Consider the following 18,177-nt stretch of genomic DNA (forward strand, 5'->3'; position numbering starts at 1 on the left):
AGACAACATCGCTATGGATCTTGTCGAGCGCGTCAATGACAATTTTCAACGCATTAGTCCAACACTTTCAGTTTGATTGGGGATAGATTTTAGATATCACGTTTTTCGGCCGAAAGAAAAAAAAGTTAAGAGGTAAAAAGGGGGCAGAGCATTTTCATAGACATTGCTTAAAGTTCGTTGGTCGAAGAAAATTCCCCCGTAAAAAAACCTGATAAAAAATGGATATAGAGCTTAAAGAAAAATGGTAAGGCGTAATTTCAACCAATATTAGCCCGTAACCAAGCATTCTGGGTGTACAGATGATCTTTTAAAAAAAATAGAATAAAAAGAAGTCAAAAACTTATAAATTGAGCAACTAACAAAAGATGGCTCCCCTCGTCTTTTTTTATGCATCTCGGGCCTGTCTGGAAAGTGAATTTAAAGATTGCGACTGGGAAGGCTCATGATATATATAATGGATTGAAGGTAATTTATAAGTGATATAAAATGGAAAAAGGAATAAATAAGCAGTTAAGTTTTGGTGAATCTAATGTGGAAGATTTGGTAAGGAAAGATCATCCCTATCGGACGATTTTGAGGATTGTAGATTTTTCTGGCTTAACCCGAGGTATTTCGTCGCTTTTGAACCGAAAATATGGTCGACCTGGCTATAATGTAGAATCTGGGTTCAAGTGCTTGATTCTACAATGGATAGAGGATTTATCGGACCGTGAGCTAGAGAGAATATTTGCAAGAGAACAATGCTGACAAATTGTTTTGCTCCTTTACGCTTATGGAAAAAACACCAGATCATTGTTATTTTTCGGAATTGCGCAAGAAAATTGGAACTGAAAAAATTGGAAAACTGTTCAACAAATTCGGTGATAAATTGCGTGAAAAAGGCTTAGCTTCCAACGTTTTTACCTTTGTAGATGCGTCAAAAATGATTTCCAAATTGAGTCTTTGGGATGAGCGCGACATGGCGATCAAAGATGGCCAGGAAAAATTAAATAACTAAAACATCAAAAAATACGTGGTGGATAGTGATGCAGATTATGGCTGCAAAGGTAACAATGAATACTGGTATGGATATAAACGTCATGTTTCTGTATGCATGAAGAATGGATTGATCACAAAAACTGCGGCAACTAAGGCGTCACTGACTGATGCAAAAGGTCTTAAGCACGTATGCCCGCAGGTGTTATGGTGGTTGCCGATAAGAGGTATTGCGTGAAACCAGCCCAAGATACGATAAGGGTCAATGGGTGCCATAGCGGAGCCATTTTGAAGGAAAATATGAAGGGAAAGAATCGTGAAAAGATAAGTTTTTAACCCGCATTCGTATGCCGTATGAGGGAGTTTTTTCCAAGATGGACAAGAAAGTAAGGTACAATGGAATCGCCAAGGTGCAGTTCCAAGCGATAATGCAAGCAATATCCTACAACATCAAAAGATTGGTAAAAATAGACGCGCCACCACTCATTTTTGGGTAACCCAAGGGATTATTACGTCTAAAATTCAATAGAATCACCAAAACCCACTCGAATTTAGCCAAAATTCACCAAACATCTGTGGGCTCCTGCTCATCTGGTCGTAATGCTTTTTAGATTTTTGCCATTCTTGCTTTTTCTAAACAGGCCCAGCCTTTATAAATAAATCTATGCTCTGTCTCATGTGCAGATGCGACAGAGCAAAGATGATCGTATCCCAGTCAACAATATAAAGAGCGTTTTCTTTATCAAGAATCAAGTTCCAGCCGTGCATATCAGCGTGGCATAAAACATAGTCGAGAGGTTGCTTTTGGATCGTGATTGCAAGCTCTTCAGTTTGCTCAATTATTTTAAGACTCTCTGCACTTTTGGATTTCAGGAACAGTGCCATTTTTACAGCAACAGGCTCTTCACCCCCCTCACTTTCAATGCGTACTAGAAATGCTTTGACGGTCTCGCGTCCTTTAGAAGAAAACGTCTCCCTTGGTATATCTTTTGTTATTGATGAAGGAATATCGGTGCTGTGAAGCTTTTTAATGACCTCACCAAATTGAGCCCAGTGATCTTCTGATAGTTTGGTGTCAACGCCATTACGGCTTTCGACATAAGGGTACAGAATTGCCTTGAATGATGCCAAACCTGTCCAAAGTTGCCCTGTTTTGGTTGCAAGAGGTGGGATCACTTGCTTGATGCCCAAGTCAGCAATATATTTAGGCACTGATACGGAGGCTTCTAGAAATTCACCACTTCTTAATTTAAGAAAGTGGTCTGCTCCGTCCGTGGTTGTCACGCGATAAACAGCTGTGTTGAAATCAGCGCCAAGAGGCAGAAACGTTATTTTTTCCACAGTCAGCCCATACGCCTCCCGTAAACACGCAATGATTTCTTCGTCTTTGAGATTAGGTTTTATTAGCATTCTTTTTTATCTCACACTATTTTCTAATATTGTCACTGTATTTTTACCTGGATTGATTTCCACCATGACTCCATAAGGCAATATCCACATTGGATCAGAATGACCAAAATCCATACGTGTAACTATTGGGATAGGTGGTATCTTGTATTCCTCGAAGACTTTCAGTAGTGCTTGATCATATTCATGAAAGTGTCCCACCGTCATATACGACCCACCAGGTTTACTAAACAAAATACCACTTAAGCGACTTATTATGCCTTGAGCTGCTAAGTTTCTCATAAACCTTGTGACAGCAGAAGGTTCTATTCCTTCTTCTGATGTCTCAAGAAACAAAACTGCTCGATCCCATGTAGATAAATCGGGCCAGAGTTCAGTATTATTTAAAAATTGCATAACCTCCAAGCAGCCACCAATAAGCCTACCTTTACAGATATGTTTGTTTTCGCCAATGAAATGCCATCCAATTGGCGGATTTAAAGAACGCCTAATACTTTGATTATTTTCATCAGACCAATCCCAAAGTTCTGTTGTCCATCCTTCAGTATTATTAGAAATTGCACCAATTATTTCGCTTGAAAATAAAATTTTAAAAATGCTACTTATCGTATAGTCATGCATTGCAACATTTTCAGCAAAAGCTGTCATAACAGATGGGCCATAAAAGGAAGTTAATCCTGCTTTAAGGCACATAAAGTGGGTCACAGTTGTATCAGAATAGCCCATTACCACTTTAGGGTTATTCTTGATAATATTAAAATCAATGAATGGTATAAGGCGAAGAGAATCATCTCCTCCGATATTTGAAATGATCGCTTTGATGTGTGGATCAAGAAACGCTTCCATCAAGTCGTCTGCTCTAGCTTTTGGATTTTGATAAATCCATTTAGCGCTTTTAAGAGCATGTTTTGTATGAAGAACACGCAATCCAAAAATTTCTTCAAGGCGCTGCTTTCCCACCTCAAAACGATAAGGAAAAGTTGCTGGTCCTCCCCAAGACAAAGTAAATTGCTGTAACTGTATCTCCGTAATTTAACTTCGGTGGCTTAATTAGTGGCTGCATTTCTTTCGACCTCTGATAATAAATTAAACTCAAGCATGCCACTTGCAATAAATTCAAATGACTCTTGATCGATTTCTATTCCGATAACATGTTTGATACTCATCTTTCTCTCGAATAAATATTGTTTTTAAACAGGATCTCAAACCCAAGTTTTTGATAGACCCCAAGCCCTGAATCGGAGGATTCCAAAAAGCAATGACGAGCGCCTGATTTTTTGGCTTCGAATAGCACGTAACGCATGAGCGCGCTAGCATATCCTTTGCCCTGCAATTCGGGTAGAGTGCCTACATCGTCTATCCTTGCAATGGTGTTGTCGTGCATTGATAAAGTAATCGATACGATTGGTTTTTCCTGTTTGTATAAGCTGAAATGGCGAAGATTAATATTCCGTTTTAAGGCATTCTCATGGGGGGGGGGCATAGACCCTACAAATTTCAATCGTTGATTCAAATGCGCTTATCAATGGGATCATCCAGTCATTTAATTGATTATCATTCGATTTGATCGTAGCTTCAGAATCAAAACTCGCAGTTTGGTCAGTTGCAAGGTAATCTAAATCCACAACCATTGAAACGGATTTGCTTTTCTGAGTGTAACCCATGGTGTTTAAAACATCTGCCATTTGAGGGGTACACAATTCTTGCGGAATGATCACATCAAAAGAAAGATTATCCTGATCAAAAAACTGCTGCCCTTCGGTTAAAATTTTATCCAGAGCGTTTGTGTTCAGCTGGGCAATTCTCAAGAACGCCAAAAATCTCATAGCCGTGCTTTAAATAGAAATCTTTAGCTTGGTGATTAAATGTATCTAAATGGCTCATCTTGGCCCCCATAGCCCTAGCATCAGCTTCAGCTTGATTAAGTAATAAGGTACCTAATCCTTTGAGCCTATGACTTTCTTCCACAAAAAGTACGTTAATAGCCAAACATTCGCCTAGATAAAAACAACTTCTAATACCGGCAATAATTAAGCCGTTTTCTTTGATAACATAATCTTTCAAAATTTCTGTATCACCATCAAATGAAACTTGCTGGGCAACAAAGGAATTGACCTTATCATTGAGCGTCTCTGCTTCTGCGTTTGTAGCGGGAGATAATTTGTAATCTGCAATCATATCGCCTCCCTCATTCTGTCGGCCTGATACGCCATCTCAATTGTCCCATTGGTGCGAAAATTAGATTGGAGATATTCAAAATATTGCATGCGATCGTCACCACCTTCATCAGACAGAAAGATGTATTCACAATAGTCGCCGATGTCCTGAATAATACGTTCAAAACGATAGTAGGCCATCGCATCCTGATTTATCTTTGTTTGGCCATAGCCCTGATAAAATAGTGATTCTTCTTCGGCGGCTGTCAGGCTACTATCCCAAATACCAGCGCCGATAAACATCAAATCACGCTCGACGGGGGCAAAGATGAGCGTATCCCAGTCAACAATATAAAGAGCGTTTTCTTTATCAACAAACAGGTTCCAGCCATGCATATCAGCGTGGCATAAAACATAGTCGATGGGCTGTTTTTGGATTGCGAGCGCAAGCTCTTCAGCGCGCTCAACCAGTTTAAGTATTTCGCTATTTTTGGATTTCAGGAACAGTGCCATTTTTACAGCGACAGGCTCTTCAAAAACCTCACTTTCAATGCGTATCAGAAACGCTTTGACGGTCTCGCGCCATTTAGAAGAGAAGCTCTCCCGTGGCACATCTTTTGTTATTGATGCAGGAATATCCGCGCTATGAAGCGTTTTAATGGCCGCACCAAATTGAGCCCACTGATCTTCTGATAGTTTGGCTTCTACGCCATTACGGCCTTCGACATAAGGGTACAGAATTGCCTTGAATGATGCCAAACTTGTCCAAAGTTGCTCTGTTTTGGTTGCAAGAGGTGGGGTCACTTGCTTGATACCCAGATCAACCAAATATTTTGGCACCGATACCGAAGCCTCTAAAAATTCACCACTCCTTAATTTGAGGAAATAATCTGATCCGTTATTTGTTGTAACGCGATAAACAGCCGTGTTGAAATCAGCGCCAAGAGGCAGAAACAATACTTTGTCTATGGTCAGCCCATACGCATCCCGCAAACACGCAATGATTTCTTCGTCTTTGAGATTAGGTTTTATTAGCATTATTGGTTACTCAATATAATAGTCATCGTTCCTGTTAAATAAATTTAGCTACGCATAACATATGTAAACATAGCATATTTCTTTTTGGAAGGATAGTTGAATCTGCTTTCCATCCCTTGGTTTACCTTATTTTCTCCATTTCGAATCTCTATCGCAACGAAGGTTTTCGTTCTCTAAAAAGTGAGGGGGCAAAAAACAGCAATCCTCTGAAACCCAGGCAAATAGAGGTTTTGGGACATGCGTACATTCGCCCCGAGAGTTCGCAAGTATCGGAGATGGAGAGCGTAAAAATTGAGATTTTTGGGGTAAAATGGCTAAATTGGAGAAAGTGAAGCACGGGTCAACGGCAAACGAAAACCTTGAAAAGCCGATAAATACTGGGATTTTGAGACCTGATGACGCTACCCCAAAAAGACAAGAGAAAAATTCTTTTCAAAAAATCTGGCGGAGGTTGGCTGCATCTCAAACAACCTGCTCTGAGTGGCATTGGAAAGGTGATTTTTTAATGAAAAGTAGAGTGCTCTGAGCTTCGCACCTTTAAGTAAAAGGGGAACAAAATTCGAAAAAAATTTACGCGATATGCTTGACTTCATTTTCTAAGCAGGGTAAGTTTTGCTCATGAACATAGATTCATGTTTTGTTAACTTTTTTGGAGACCTTAAAACCGCATGGCCGCTTTTCAAGATACCTGCGAACAGACTGAGCAAAAGGTGATGGTGCATCTCTTAAGTGAGATTGAGCGCAATCCATCCTTTACACAGCGTGGGCTGGCCGGAGAGCTTAACATCGCTTTAGGTCTCATGAATCAATATTTGAAACGTTGCGTGACAAAAGGTTGGGTCAGGGCTTCTCAAGTATCACCCCGCCGCATTACATATTTTTTAACACCCGAAGGCTTTATCGAGAAAAGCCATATGGTGAAAGACTATCTTGCGCGTTCCATGACCTTTTTTAGAGATGCTCGGGCGCAGTGTGAAGAGGCTTTTGAGCACTGCAAAGCTCAAGGCTGGTTAAAAATTGCGTTAGTGGGCGAAGGAGATTTAGCGGATATTGCAAAACTTGTCGCATCTGGCAGTGATTTTACGATTGATGTTGTATCAACGAAGGCTGATCTGAAAAAATATGACGCTGTGATAATCACTGATGTTATGAACCCCCAAGGCACTTACGATGCCATTAAACATAAAGTTGAGTATCATCGATTATTGACCTTAAATCTTTTGCATATTTCAAAGGGGTTATCATGAGTGCACCCAATAGATTTCAAGATTTGACTAGGAAGCAATTGGTGAGCGCTAGGAGTGTATTAAACATACATGACGACGCGCGAATCCAAGAAGCTGACGACGTTCAAAGCTTGAAAGATGAAGGGTGTATTACGTGGTGTGTCGCCCATACTCAACCTTTAAAGGAACTGGTCGCTCAGCAACATTTGCTCGATCAAGGTTTTGAGGTCTATATGCCAAGGTTTAAGAAAACCGTTCGTCATGCACGAAAGGTTGAAGAAAAGCTCGCCCCCCTGTTTCCCCGTTATATCTTTGTGGGTATGGACTTAAGTTCTGCAAGATGGCGCAGTGTCAATAGTACGCGCGGCATTTCTCATTTGCTCATGAGCAATGGCTTAAAACCAGCAACAATCCCAACGCGCATTATTAATGATTTGCACGCCCAAGAAATTGGGGATGGCATTGTGCCTGTGGCAAGCCTTGTGAGCTTTGTTAAAGGGGAAAAGGTGCGCATTGTAGAAGGCGCATTTGCAGATCAAACAGCTATTTTTGAGTCCATGGATGATAAATCCAGGGTTCAACTATTGTTAACTTTTATGGGAAGAGAAATGAAAATGACTCTCCCCACTTATGCTGTGGAAGCAGCGTAAGTAAAGAATCTTGCCGGTGCTTTTGTGCCGGGGGTGAATATTAGATTTTTAGCAGTCTCGGTGATTTCACCCGGACTGCGGCAGCTATGGTGAAATAAAATAAACGTGTCAACTCCATCTATATTATCGGCAATTAAAAAGCTGCGTGCACTTTTAACACGTGAGGAAAAGCTCAAGTGGCTTGGCATTGTGGCATTTGCATTAACAACTTCGCTTTTGGAAGTTGTGACTGCTTCGGTTATCGTTGTGTTTGCTCAAGTTTTAAATGCGCCAGAAACGGGACTAAAATATTTGGGTAAAATTGATTTTCCCTCTGATCTATCCCCCGGGCGTGTTGTTTTTTACACTGCTATGATAGTGGGCGTAGTGTACTTGATAAAAAATATCGTTGCTGCATCTGAGATTTTCTTTCAAAATTTTTTTATTCAAAAGATGAGTTATCACTTCAAAGGCAAACTTCTTCATCGTTATGCAGGGGCGGATTACGAATTTTATTTAACGAGAAATTCTTCTCTAGGAACGCAAGTAGTGGGCCGTGATACTGAAATGGTATTTTCAAGTGGAATGGTTGCTATTGCCATTATTTTATCGGAAGGAGTGGTTTTCTTTGCTCTTATCGGTGTAATCATTTACATGAATCCTTCTTTAGCGTTCACGATATTAGGGATTGGAGGGGGGATTGCTGTGGTGATTACTAAATTTGTGTTGCCTTGGTTTTATCAATTTGGACAAAAGCTTCAAGAAACAGCTCTGTATGGAAATCAAAATCTTATTCAATTTTTTCACGCCTTCAAAGAAATTGTGCTTTTAGGAAAAGGAGAATTCTTTATTAACGCCTATCAAGTGCATTCCCTTAAAAAAGGAAAGATTCAAGCCCTTCAATCATCGCTGAATGTTTTGCCACGTATAGTTATTGAGATTTTGTTTATGGGGGGGATTGTTGTAACTATCGGAATTCTATGTTTAGATCAAGAAAGCCCTGTGCACATGCTTGGAATGCTTGGGGGGTATTTGTATTCTGGGTTTCGCTTGATGCCTGGACTCAATCGAATCATCAATCAGCTTAACATTTTTAAGTCCACGATTCCTTCCATTGAACGTGTTCATCGGGAATATATCATGATGGCTGCTAAAAAAAACTATGTTGACGTGCCTGAGTTTTCATTTGATCGAGATCTTGAGATAAAAGATCTTTCATTTAGGTATATCAATGTAGGAAAAGATGCATTGAGTGGTATCTTCTTAAAGATTAAAAAAGGTGAATTTATTGGAATTGTTGGAGAGACAGGCTCTGGAAAATCAACTCTTGTCAATCTTATTCTTGGTCTTTTACCCCCCTGCAAAGGGTTCATTTTGGTAGATGAAAAGTATCCAGTAAATTCCTATCAATGGCATGGAAAGATCGGCTACGTGCCGCAGAGTATTTATTTAACTGACGACACCATTGAAAAAAATATTGCTTTTGGTGAAACGGTAACAGATAAATTAAGATTAGATGCAGTAATTGATACGGCTCAGCTTCGTGATTTTATTGATAGTTTACCAGAAAGAGAAAAGACTTTTGTTGGAGAGCATGGTATTCGCCTTTCTGGAGGAGAACGCCAACGTATTTCTATTGCTCGAGCACTTTACCATAGTCCAGAGGTGCTTATCTTTGATGAAGCCACTTCGGCGCTGGATAATGAAACAGAGGCTCGATTGATGGAAACCATCAATACTGTCAGCAAAGATCGAACCGTTATCATGATTGCTCATCGCTTGACAACTCTGAAAAACTGTAGTCGCATCGTAGTCATGGATAAGGGAAGGGTTAAAGATATTACGGAGTATGAAAAAATGGACAATGTGTTCAATGAGGTACGTTGATAGTAATGAACTTTTCTATTGTAAATATTCAAGAAGTTTCAAAACAAGACTGGGATTCTTTTGCGTATGCTCATCCATCATCTTTTTTATGGCACACTTATGATTTCATCATGGGAAAAAATAAATGGTCGAGTCATTCTCATGAAAGCTTTGCTGTTATTGATGAGGATGAGAAGATCGTTGGAATTTTTCCTCTTTACAAAATTAGTTTTAAAAAGTATCGTTTTTTTCAGAGATCTTATTTAGATAATATAGGAGGGTGGCTTTGCCAAAGAGATGATCCTGTTTACACAAGTATACTTTTAAAAGAATATAGACGGCGCTTGAGTAAAGAAAAACAGAAAGTGGCTTGTATCAATTTCGCAACATCTTCGCTTTGCTATACTGAGGATCCTTTGTTTTTACAAGGAATTTCAAGTCATACAGCACGCATTAGTATTTTAGATCTTTCATTAGGAACGAATGTTATTTGGTCTAACATAAGAAAAGGGCATAAATCTGATATTAAAAAAGCGCAACGGTGCGGAGTAACTTTTAAAAGAGCTAGTTCGAAGGATTTGGATGTTTACTACGAAATGCATAAACACGTGTGTAAAAAGTCATCTATTCTTCCTCACAATAAGCAATATTTTGAATATATCTTTAATAGTGCTATCCCCAATAATCAGGCATTTGTAGAGATGGCATACCACGAGGGATATCCTGTTTCAGCTGTAAATTACGGAATTTATAAGGATAAGGCTGTGTATTGGACAGGAGTATCTTATGAGTCTGCCTATAAACTAGGAGCTAATCATTTTTTGCATTGGAAAATGATTCAAGAACTTCATAGCCGGGGTATCGCCTACCTAGATATGGGTGAAGTATTTTTTAAGCATTCATCCCCCAAAATTCAAGGAATTGTTAATTTTAAACAAGGGTTTGGTGGAGTTTTACGCCCGTGTTTTAAATCGATAGTGGAGAAAAAATGAAAAATACGATACTCAAAACTTCTTCATCCAAAGTTTATACCTGCAATTTAATCTATCAATCTTCAATTCATTCCTATGGATTTGACGTATCAAGACACTATTCTGCACGGCTTAAACTTAATCTTCTTTTAAAATATGTACAAAACACCTCTAAAGTTTTAGATGCGGGGTGCGCCAATGGATTATTTAGTTTTGCTATAAGCAATTTGTGCAAAGAAGTGTACGGTATAGATATCAATGAGCAATTTTTAAAGATTGCTCAAGAAAAAGCTCAAGAAGAAAAAAAAAATAACCTTAATTTTATCTTTGGAGATTTGGAAGAAATCCCTTTTGAAGAAGAGTTTTTTGATTGTTTATTTTCTTATTCTTGCCTTGTTCTAGTTGAAGATTTTTTCAAAACTCTTAAGGAATGTGCGCGTGTTGTGAAAAAAAATGGATATTTATTATTAGATATTACAGGAAAGTACAATTTATCCAAGAATTTTTGGAAAAATTACTACATCAGTAACGGGCATTACAGTTTTAATACTTTTTCTTATTCTGAGATAAAAAATTTTTGCAGCTTAAATCGGCTAAAAATTCTTGAAATACATGCTTTAGGAGTCCTTGATCAGTGGAAATATCTGCCACTTATTCCGCGATTTAGATCTAAGTTTTCATGGATAGGTAATCTCTTTCATTTTAAATCCTTTAACTTGGATTATATTTTGTCAAATTTGCCTTTTTTAAAAAACTTTGCAAACAGATGGTACCTTGTATGTCAAAAAATTTAAACAGTTATCTTGACTCTTCTTCTCCTTTTTTTTATGAAAAGTATGAACAAGATTTACGCGAATTTGAAGGGATCCCCCTTCTTGTTCGTAACTATGAACAGATTCAATCTTATATTAACCATGCTAAAATAGAAGGAAAAAAAGAATGGTATGAAGCCCCTCAAGAAGATATTTGGGCGGGTCCTTATCGCCACCATCTGTTAAAGCGAAAAAAATATGTGGAATTTGTCCTTGCCTATTACGCCACGAAAAAACCTATTCACTCCCTTTTGGATTTAGGATGTGGTGATGGAGCAAACTTTTTTTGGCTTAAGCCATATGCAAAGAATCTTTACGGATCAGACTATAATATTACACGCTTGCTAAGAGCGCGCCAACGAAGTATAGCACAGGAGGTTGTTCTTGCGGATGTGACTGATTACGGAGCAAAAGATGAGTCATTTGATGCAATCTTTTTTAATCATGTGTTAGAACATATTCCAGATGATGAGCAAGCTTTACGTGAAGTTTTTCGCATTTTGAAGAAAGATGGTGTCTGCATCCTTGGCGTCCCCAACGAAGGTGCTTTTTGGTGGCAGATGGCCTATAAATTCCAGCCAGAATCTCTTCGAATAACTGATCATGTGCATTTTTATACGGTCAAGAGTTTGTCTAAAAAAATAAAAAAAGCGGGATTTACCATCCAAGAAATAAAACCTATAGGATGGGGACTTCCTCATTGGACACTGGATTCTATGGTCAGAGGATATAAAATTATGGATGACCTTTTTGAGTTTTTTGGACGGATTTTCTTGCCCAGACAAGCTTCAAGTTTATATTTTGTAATAGGAAAATAAGCATTGAGCACTTTAGAAAATAAGATAAGAAAGCATCTTCAATCTCAATACCAAGGTATATTTTTACCTCAACAAATTGACACTCATATCAATGATTATATTGGAAATGTACAAAGCAGTTATTTAGTTCAAAAGATATCCCTTTTGGTCGATAAAGGTGCCAAGATACTTGATATTGGGTCGGGATATGGAAGTTTTGTCCTTGAAGCTGTGCATCATGGTTATGATGCTTATGGAGTTGAGATTGAAGTATTTGAGCACGAAATATCGAAGGAGCGTGCCGAAGAAAGATTAGTGGATCCGGAAAGATTTAACCTAGGATCAGCTCTCTGCTTGCCTTACCCTGATGAAAGCTTCGATATAGTCTCGTTCTGGAATGTACTTGAACATATTCCGGATTATAAGAAAGCCATACTTGAGGCTAAGCGTGTTTTAAAAACTAAAGGAAGGATGTTTATCATCGCGCCCAACTACTGTGCATTTAGAAAAGAAGCCCATTATCATGTACCTTGGGTTCCTCTATTTCCAAAGCCTTTAGCACGTTTATACTTAAGCTTTCTTGGAAGAAAAACCACTTTTTTAGATAATTGCATTTTTTACGTTACTATGTTGGGTGTAAAACATTATTTAGTGTCTCAGAATTTACATGTGTCTATAGACATCAATGAAAAAATCAGACATGGCTTTAGCTTTCACTCATCTCATATCAATAGAGTAGTTGAATTCTGTAAAAAATATCGTTTAATTGGCTTGTTAAATAAAATGATTTTCTTTTTGAAAACTCATCCTTTTACTCATTCTATTGATATAATGGCTAAAAAATGAATAAAAGACTTCTTATTATATCTTCGGATTATATTTCTGCTTGGGTTAAAAAAGGTGAAGTTATTCCGCGATATTATAATCCAGGAAATCTTTTTGATGAAGTGCATATCATGATGACGAATGATGATCGGCCAGATCCACGGTTAGTACAGCCTATGGTTGGGGATGCGAAGCTTTTTTTCTATAATTACCCTGAGCCGGATGGTTTTTTTAAAAGAACTTTGGGATGGCATCCATTTTTAATGAAGACGTGGTCTGATGGTGCCATAGAGCTAGCAAAAAAAATAACCCCCCATTTAATACGTTGCTATGGTCTTCATCTCAATACATTTTTGGGGATTATGATGAAGAAAACTCTAGGTGTTGCGTGCATCACCAGTTTGCATGGAAATCCTGATGTTGACTATTTACGTGGACGACTTGCAAAAACGTGGAAAGATAGAGTTATAGGCTTGTTTCAAGGCAAGCTAGAGAGGTATTGCTTAAAAAAGTTAGATCACGTTATTGCAGTTTATACCCCCATCGAACCTTACTTAAAAAAAAATAATGTCAAAAATTACTCTATCATTCACAATGTTGTTGGAATGAATGCAATAGAAAAGCAATATTATGATATTCAGGGGGCTTTGAAGCTTCTTTGTGTGGGAAGACAAACTTATCTTCAAAAAGACCCTACATCGATTATTAATGCTATTTCCTCCTTAGAAGGTGTTCAGCTTACGCTGATTGGAGATGGTGATTTGCATGATTCTTTGAAACAATTAGTAGATCAATTGGGATGTCAGCACCGAGTTACTTTTATACGAAGTTTAGAGAATTCTAAAATTCTAGAAATTATGCAGCAATCTGATATTTACGTGTATCATTCTATAAATTATGAAATTAGTAAAACGTGTATAGAAGCAGCCCTGGTGGGTCTTCCTGTTATTGTAAATGATAGAAATAACAATCCAGCTGAGGAACTTTGTGCTGCTGGATTTTATCTCGTGGAAGATACTCCTGAATCTTACAAAAAAGCAATTTTATTACTCTCTTTTCACCATAAAAAACGTAAGCAGCTAGCACAACACTCTCATGCTTATGCAAAAAATCATTGGTCACCTGAAGTAACCGAGTTAAAACTTATGAATCTTCACAAAAATTACATTATTTCATGAAAACCATCCATCTCATATGTGCAGCGCGCCCTAATTTTATGAAAATTGCACCGCTTTATCATGCACTTAAAAATGAACCATGGTGTGTGCCTGAAATTGTCCACACGGGACAGCATTATGATTATCAAATGTCTCAATCTTTTTTTGATGATTTTGGATTGCCGTCTGCTAATCATTATCTTGGGGGGGGAAGTGGAACGCACGCCGAACAAACAGCTCAAACGATGATAGCTTATGAAAAATTATGTTTAGAAAAAAGCAGGCCTGATCTTGTTGTGGTGGTTGGCGATGTAAATGCGACATTGGCATGTTCCATTGCCGCTAAGAAAATTCATTTACCTGTTGCCCATTTAGAAGCAGGTCTACGTAGTTTTGATAGAACAATGCCAGAGGAAATCAATCGTGTTGTGACAGATTCAATCTCTGATTGTTTCTGGACAACTTCAGAAGACGCCGATGAGAACTTAAAGAAAGAGGGCATCAATCCTGAACACATTTATTTAGTTGGAAATATTATGATTGATACCTACTGTATGATGAAAGAAAAAATTGAAAAATCTGATGCGTATAAAACTTTTGGTCTGAAAAAAAAAGAGTATATTATTTTAACTCTTCATCGCCCTGTAAACGTAGATGTCAAAGAGACATTAGAAAGTATCCTCAATACGGTAGAGCAAATTGATCTGCCTATTATTTTTCCTGTTCATCCACGCACACGAAAAAATCTTGATGTTATACACCCTTTACCTCAAAACATAACCTTATGCGAACCGTTGGGGTATGTAGATTTTATGAGTCTTGTTTCCAATTCTTCGTCTGTTATTTCAGATTCAGGAGGCATCCAAGAGGAAACAACATACCTTGGTATTCCTTGTTTTACTATGAGAAACACAACTGAACGCCCTATTACTGTCACGATGGGATCGAATCAGCTCGTTTCGGTGGATAATCTTTTAGAGAAAATAAAACACCCCCAAACAGGATCTATACCTCCTCTATGGGATGGGAAGGCGGCAGGACGGATAAAACAAGTGTTGAAAAGTGCTCTTTAACTCATACATTTTTATATACGTTTTTATGCCCATATTGACTGGAATGTATAGATTTTCTGTATGTTTCAATCAGATCGTGCCTAAGCTTGTGTTGTGTCTGGCTTCCATTGTTTTCTATAGTTTTATGGCGCTCGAGTATCTTCCCCTGATGCTCATTTCAATTACAGCAAATTATCTTCTTGGATCAGTAATAGATAGAACAAGAAAAAAAGTATGGCTCATTTCAGGCGTTGTTTTTAATCTTTCTCTAATTTTCTTCTTTAAGTATTATGACCTTGTGTTTATACACACGCTCAAAATCACAAGCATCCATTGGAATGATATTATCCCTCTTGGGATATCTTTTTATACATTCACACAAATTGCCTATCTTGTTGATACCTGGAATGGCAAAGCCCACAAAGACAAAAGCTTTATCTCTTACTTCCTATTCGTAACTTATTTTCCGCATTTAATTGCAGGACCTATTCTGCACCACAAAGACATGCTTGCACAGTTTGCAGATAAAACCCTCTACCGAACTGATTACAAGAATATTTTCCAAGGATTGATCTTTTTCGTTACTGGTCTTTCAAAAAAAATTTTACTAGCAGATAATTTGATTCCCTACGTCAAACCAGTATTCCAAGCAGTTGCGCAAGGAGAGCATGTATATCCTCTTGAATGCTGGTGTGGGATTCTAGCTTATAGCTTTCAATTATATTTTGATTTTTCTGGTTACTCGGACATGGCCATTGGGATATCGAAATTTTTCAATTTTGATCTTCCCAAAAACTTTGCATCTCCCTACAAAGCATTCAACATCATAGAATTTTGGCGTCGTTGGCATATGTCTCTATCCGCATTTTTAAGAGACTATCTTTATATACCTTTGGGTGGCAACAGAAAGGGAAAACTAAGGCGACACGCAAATCTTATAATCACCATGGCCATTGGCGGTATGTGGCACGGTGCCAACTGGACATTTTTATTCTGGGGTTTGTACCACGGGTTACTTTTGGTCGCAAATCACTTGCTATCTTCCACACGAAAAATCTCAAGGTCAATGGGGGGGGGTAAAGTAGGCTTTACATTTTTTCTCGTTCTTTTGGGTTGGGTCTTATTTCGAAGTGAAAGCCTGAGCGCAGCAATTTCATACTACAAATATCTCTTTAATGTTCAAGAGTTATTTATAATTCCTGATGGTTGGAAAAACCTTGAGCAAAAACTTCCTTTCCCTGTATCTCCTATGCCATATTTTTTTGGAAAGTCGGAGATTGCTTTTATTGCAATGTGCGCAGTCATCGCTTTCTTCTTTCCAAATTCTCAAGAAACCGTAGAGAAACACGGAAATCCCCGAATGTGGATATTAATTTCCTTATTTTTAACGTTCTTAGTCTGCTTATATAAAATGGATGACTTGAGTGAGTTTATATACTTCCAATTTTAATACGTATAAGGGACTTAGCCTATTACTGTTTGCACTGCTCACGGTCTTAGGTGTGCTTTGTGGCATTACCAACTTATATGTGGATCCTTATAATTTCTATGAAATTGATAAAACACCTTACGTATTGTCGGGGAACGAAAGGAAAATAAAAGCTTCATATTTATACTCTCATAAAAATCAGTTTCGTTCTGTGCTAATTGGCTCTTCACGAAGCTCTTACCTTGATATTGCAAGCCCCTCAAATCACAAAACTTTTAACTTTTCTGTCAGTGGTATTTCTATTAATGAGTACCTCCCATATCTTCAGTTTTTCGCCCAAACACAGGGGAATCCTGAAACTATATACTTGTCTTTGGATTTTCATGCAACCAATCTTAATAACACCTCAATTTTCTGTACTGAAGAAACTTTGGATTTTGCTACATCTTCCTTAATGAAAGCCTTAGAGTACATAAAGGTAAAAGTCGCCCATACTTCCCTTAGCATATTATTCAGCAAACCCGAGGATTACTACGACAGAGAGTTTATCAAATATAGACGAACACACCGTCCCCTTAGTGGAGAAGCCATAAAACAAACACTTGATTATTATTCTGCGTATAATCTTAAGAACTATAAATACTCTGACACTTATCTTCAGCAACTCAAAAATATTAAGTCCTCTTTTCCGAATACAAGGTTTATAGTTTTTATATGTCCCATTCATAAGTCCCTACAAAACCATCAAATATCTCTAACTGGCATGTACTCCTACAAAAGGTGGATTTCCGAAATTCAATCGATATTTGGAAAGGTTATAGATTTTAATAATGATACAAATTTAACGACTTCTTTGGACAATTTCTTTGATGCTGCACACTTCTATCCTTTCGTGGGAAAACAGGATATGTTACAGAAATTACAAAAAGCTATCTAGTTATGCCTCCATCCACTCTCTACAAAGTCATAAACCGAATCAATCCCGAATGGATGTGGAGGATTTATGCCCGCAAAGCAAAGAAGATATTGCCCCAGTCTTATCTTATTCTCTCGTTTGACTGCGATACTGAAGAAGACGTTTCAGTTGCATGTGAAGTACATTCAAAGCTTTTAGATATAGGCATTACACCTGTTTATGCTGTTCCTGGAGAGCTTTTAAAAAAAGGCGAAAAAGTTTACCGCAAAATTCATGAAAAAGGCGCTGAGTTTATTAATCATGGCGGACGAGAACATACGTATTTTGACAAAAAGCATAAAAGGCATGCAAGTTGTTTTTTCTATGATCAACAGTCGCAAGAAGAGTTAAGAAAGGATATTCTTTTAGGCCATCAAACATTACAAGATGTTTTAGGTATCACAGCCAAAGGATGGCGAACACCTCACTTTGGAACATTTCAAAAGCGTGAAGATCTTAAATTTTTGTATAGCATTTTGAATGAATTGAGCTACAGATTTTCAACATCAACAAGCCCTTTGATTGCATATCAGCATGGCCCTTTATTTAAAAAAGACGGGATTATTGAAATTCCGGTTACAGGAATATATTCAGAGCCTTTAAATATTATGGATACATGGGCCTATTTTGCAGCTCCCGATCGAACAAAGTTACCTTCTGAATATACAAAAGAAGCGCAAGAACTTGCACATTTTACAAGTAAATACCCAACACTAATTAATATTTATGGAGATCCAAGCCATATTCACGACAAACCAGAGTTTTTTGAAGCCATGGCTTTGCTTTTAAAGACCGCTCAAAATGTAAACTATACTCAACTTCTTGAGAAAACATATGAACACATACGCACTTTTTGATGATTCTTTTTTCAACATTAAACCT

General features: G+C 37.9%; 21 protein-coding genes. 15 read left to right on the forward strand and 6 right to left on the reverse strand.

Going from position 1 to position 18,177, the window contains the following annotated elements:
* The first annotated feature begins 486 nt into the window (after nucleotides 1-486).
* The 3 genes from K737_RS10640 (at nucleotide 487) to K737_RS10650 (ending at nucleotide 1,311) form a co-directional block, all read left to right on the forward strand.
* Nucleotides 487-747 carry a transposase gene (locus K737_RS10640; RefSeq protein WP_023490969.1) on the forward strand — a complete coding sequence of 87 codons (261 nt, stop codon included), beginning with the start codon at nucleotides 487-489 and terminating at the stop codon, nucleotides 745-747.
* A gap of 25 nt (nucleotides 748-772) precedes the next feature.
* The gene (locus tag K737_RS10645) at nucleotides 773-997 is read left to right on the forward strand and encodes a hypothetical protein (protein ID WP_023490970.1); all 225 of its coding nucleotides are present in this window, start codon (nucleotides 773-775) and stop codon (nucleotides 995-997) included.
* A gap of 170 nt (nucleotides 998-1,167) precedes the next feature.
* Complete coding sequence (locus K737_RS10650; protein ID WP_200863630.1) at nucleotides 1,168-1,311, forward strand: hypothetical protein; 144 nt, start codon at nucleotides 1,168-1,170, stop codon at nucleotides 1,309-1,311.
* A gap of 297 nt (nucleotides 1,312-1,608) precedes the next feature.
* On the opposite strand, the gene K737_RS05855 is transcribed toward K737_RS10650, so the two are convergent.
* From K737_RS05855 to K737_RS05875, 6 genes are all read right to left on the reverse strand, one after another.
* Nucleotides 1,609-2,316, reverse strand: coding sequence for a phosphotransferase enzyme family protein (locus K737_RS05855; protein WP_235075721.1), 708 nt, complete (start codon nucleotides 2,314-2,316; stop codon nucleotides 1,609-1,611).
* Nucleotides 2,317-2,391: 75 nt separating this feature from the next.
* Nucleotides 2,392-3,384 (reverse strand): S66 family peptidase, encoded by a 993-nt coding sequence (locus K737_RS05860; protein WP_006294505.1) that lies wholly within the window; start codon nucleotides 3,382-3,384, stop codon nucleotides 2,392-2,394.
* Between the two features lie 160 nt (nucleotides 3,385-3,544).
* The gene (locus K737_RS06935) at nucleotides 3,545-3,865 is read right to left on the reverse strand and encodes a GNAT family N-acetyltransferase (RefSeq protein WP_024161504.1); all 321 of its coding nucleotides are present in this window, start codon (nucleotides 3,863-3,865) and stop codon (nucleotides 3,545-3,547) included.
* The gene (locus tag K737_RS06940; protein WP_006294508.1) at nucleotides 3,849-4,190 is read right to left on the reverse strand and encodes a hypothetical protein; all 342 of its coding nucleotides are present in this window, start codon (nucleotides 4,188-4,190) and stop codon (nucleotides 3,849-3,851) included. Before K737_RS06940 ends, K737_RS06935 begins: the two co-directional genes overlap by 17 nt.
* Nucleotides 4,153-4,560: a GNAT family N-acetyltransferase gene (locus K737_RS05870; protein WP_006294509.1), complete on the reverse strand. Its 408-nt coding sequence runs from the start codon at nucleotides 4,558-4,560 to the stop codon at nucleotides 4,153-4,155. Before K737_RS05870 ends, K737_RS06940 begins: the two co-directional genes overlap by 38 nt.
* Entirely contained in the window at nucleotides 4,557-5,576 is a 1,020-nt protein-coding gene (locus K737_RS05875) for an aminoglycoside phosphotransferase family protein (RefSeq protein ID WP_006294510.1), read from the reverse strand. The genes K737_RS05870 and K737_RS05875 overlap by 4 nt, the downstream gene beginning before the upstream one ends.
* A 668-nt stretch (nucleotides 5,577-6,244) precedes the next feature.
* Here K737_RS05875 and K737_RS05885 point away from each other — a divergent pair.
* The 12 genes from K737_RS05885 to K737_RS05940 all read left to right on the forward strand — a co-directional run bounded on the left by K737_RS05885 (nucleotide 6,245) and on the right by K737_RS05940 (nucleotide 18,152).
* Nucleotides 6,245-6,823, forward strand: coding sequence for a winged helix-turn-helix transcriptional regulator (locus K737_RS05885; protein ID WP_006294512.1), 579 nt, complete (start codon nucleotides 6,245-6,247; stop codon nucleotides 6,821-6,823).
* A 41-nt stretch (nucleotides 6,824-6,864) separates the two neighbouring features.
* Nucleotides 6,865-7,452, forward strand: a complete 588-nt coding sequence (gene nusG / locus K737_RS05890; RefSeq protein WP_235075722.1) for a transcription termination/antitermination protein NusG — start codon at nucleotides 6,865-6,867, stop codon at nucleotides 7,450-7,452.
* A 105-nt stretch (nucleotides 7,453-7,557) separates the two neighbouring features.
* Nucleotides 7,558-9,318 (forward strand): ABC transporter ATP-binding protein, encoded by a 1,761-nt coding sequence (locus K737_RS05895; RefSeq protein ID WP_006294514.1) that lies wholly within the window; start codon nucleotides 7,558-7,560, stop codon nucleotides 9,316-9,318.
* Nucleotides 9,319-9,323: 5 nt separating this feature from the next.
* Entirely contained in the window at nucleotides 9,324-10,289 is a 966-nt protein-coding gene (locus tag K737_RS05900) for a lipid II:glycine glycyltransferase FemX (protein WP_006294516.1), read from the forward strand.
* Nucleotides 10,286-11,062, forward strand: a complete 777-nt coding sequence (locus K737_RS06945) for a class I SAM-dependent methyltransferase (RefSeq protein WP_006294518.1) — start codon at nucleotides 10,286-10,288, stop codon at nucleotides 11,060-11,062. The genes K737_RS05900 and K737_RS06945 overlap by 4 nt, the downstream gene beginning before the upstream one ends.
* Complete coding sequence (locus K737_RS05910) at nucleotides 11,047-11,898, forward strand: class I SAM-dependent methyltransferase (protein ID WP_023490979.1); 852 nt, start codon at nucleotides 11,047-11,049, stop codon at nucleotides 11,896-11,898. Before K737_RS06945 ends, K737_RS05910 begins: the two co-directional genes overlap by 16 nt.
* 3 nt (nucleotides 11,899-11,901) lie before the next feature.
* The gene (locus tag K737_RS05915) at nucleotides 11,902-12,723 is read left to right on the forward strand and encodes a class I SAM-dependent methyltransferase (protein WP_006294520.1); all 822 of its coding nucleotides are present in this window, start codon (nucleotides 11,902-11,904) and stop codon (nucleotides 12,721-12,723) included.
* A complete protein-coding gene (locus K737_RS05920) occupies nucleotides 12,720-13,880 on the forward strand; it encodes a glycosyltransferase (RefSeq protein ID WP_006294521.1) in 1,161 nt (386 codons plus the stop codon). Before K737_RS05915 ends, K737_RS05920 begins: the two co-directional genes overlap by 4 nt.
* Complete coding sequence (gene wecB / locus K737_RS05925) at nucleotides 13,877-14,932, forward strand: non-hydrolyzing UDP-N-acetylglucosamine 2-epimerase (RefSeq protein WP_006294522.1); 1,056 nt, start codon at nucleotides 13,877-13,879, stop codon at nucleotides 14,930-14,932. The genes K737_RS05920 and wecB overlap by 4 nt, the downstream gene beginning before the upstream one ends.
* 76 nt (nucleotides 14,933-15,008) lie before the next feature.
* Complete coding sequence (locus K737_RS05930) at nucleotides 15,009-16,361, forward strand: MBOAT family O-acyltransferase (RefSeq protein ID WP_161630447.1); 1,353 nt, start codon at nucleotides 15,009-15,011, stop codon at nucleotides 16,359-16,361.
* 52 nt (nucleotides 16,362-16,413) lie between these two features.
* Complete coding sequence (locus K737_RS05935; RefSeq protein WP_152531117.1) at nucleotides 16,414-17,277, forward strand: hypothetical protein; 864 nt, start codon at nucleotides 16,414-16,416, stop codon at nucleotides 17,275-17,277.
* A gap of 89 nt (nucleotides 17,278-17,366) precedes the next feature.
* The gene (locus tag K737_RS05940; protein WP_235075724.1) at nucleotides 17,367-18,152 is read left to right on the forward strand and encodes a polysaccharide deacetylase family protein; all 786 of its coding nucleotides are present in this window, start codon (nucleotides 17,367-17,369) and stop codon (nucleotides 18,150-18,152) included.
* Nucleotides 18,153-18,177 lie beyond the last annotated feature (25 nt).

This window comes from Holospora undulata HU1 (assembly GCF_000388175.3).
In the GTDB taxonomy this organism is placed as follows: domain Bacteria; phylum Pseudomonadota; class Alphaproteobacteria; order Holosporales; family Holosporaceae; genus Holospora; species Holospora undulata_A.

Coding starts and splice junctions, on each gene's coding strand:
- K737_RS10640 (WP_023490969.1), top strand. CDS start 487: ATGGAAAAAGGAATAAATAAGCAGTTAAGTTTTGGTGAATCTAATGTG.
- K737_RS10645 (WP_023490970.1), top strand. CDS start 773: ATGGAAAAAACACCAGATCATTGTTATTTTTCGGAATTGCGCAAGAAA.
- K737_RS10650 (WP_200863630.1), top strand. CDS start 1,168: ATGCCCGCAGGTGTTATGGTGGTTGCCGATAAGAGGTATTGCGTGAAA.
- K737_RS06935 (WP_024161504.1), bottom strand. CDS start 3,865: ATGCCCCCCCCCCATGAGAATGCCTTAAAACGGAATATTAATCTTCGC.
- K737_RS05870 (WP_006294509.1), bottom strand. CDS start 4,560: ATGATTGCAGATTACAAATTATCTCCCGCTACAAACGCAGAAGCAGAG.
- K737_RS05875 (WP_006294510.1), bottom strand. CDS start 5,576: ATGCTAATAAAACCTAATCTCAAAGACGAAGAAATCATTGCGTGTTTG.
- K737_RS05885 (WP_006294512.1), top strand. CDS start 6,245: ATGGCCGCTTTTCAAGATACCTGCGAACAGACTGAGCAAAAGGTGATG.
- K737_RS05900 (WP_006294516.1), top strand. CDS start 9,324: ATGAACTTTTCTATTGTAAATATTCAAGAAGTTTCAAAACAAGACTGG.
- K737_RS06945 (WP_006294518.1), top strand. CDS start 10,286: ATGAAAAATACGATACTCAAAACTTCTTCATCCAAAGTTTATACCTGC.
- K737_RS05910 (WP_023490979.1), top strand. CDS start 11,047: ATGTCAAAAAATTTAAACAGTTATCTTGACTCTTCTTCTCCTTTTTTT.
- K737_RS05920 (WP_006294521.1), top strand. CDS start 12,720: ATGAATAAAAGACTTCTTATTATATCTTCGGATTATATTTCTGCTTGG.
- wecB (WP_006294522.1), top strand. CDS start 13,877: ATGAAAACCATCCATCTCATATGTGCAGCGCGCCCTAATTTTATGAAA.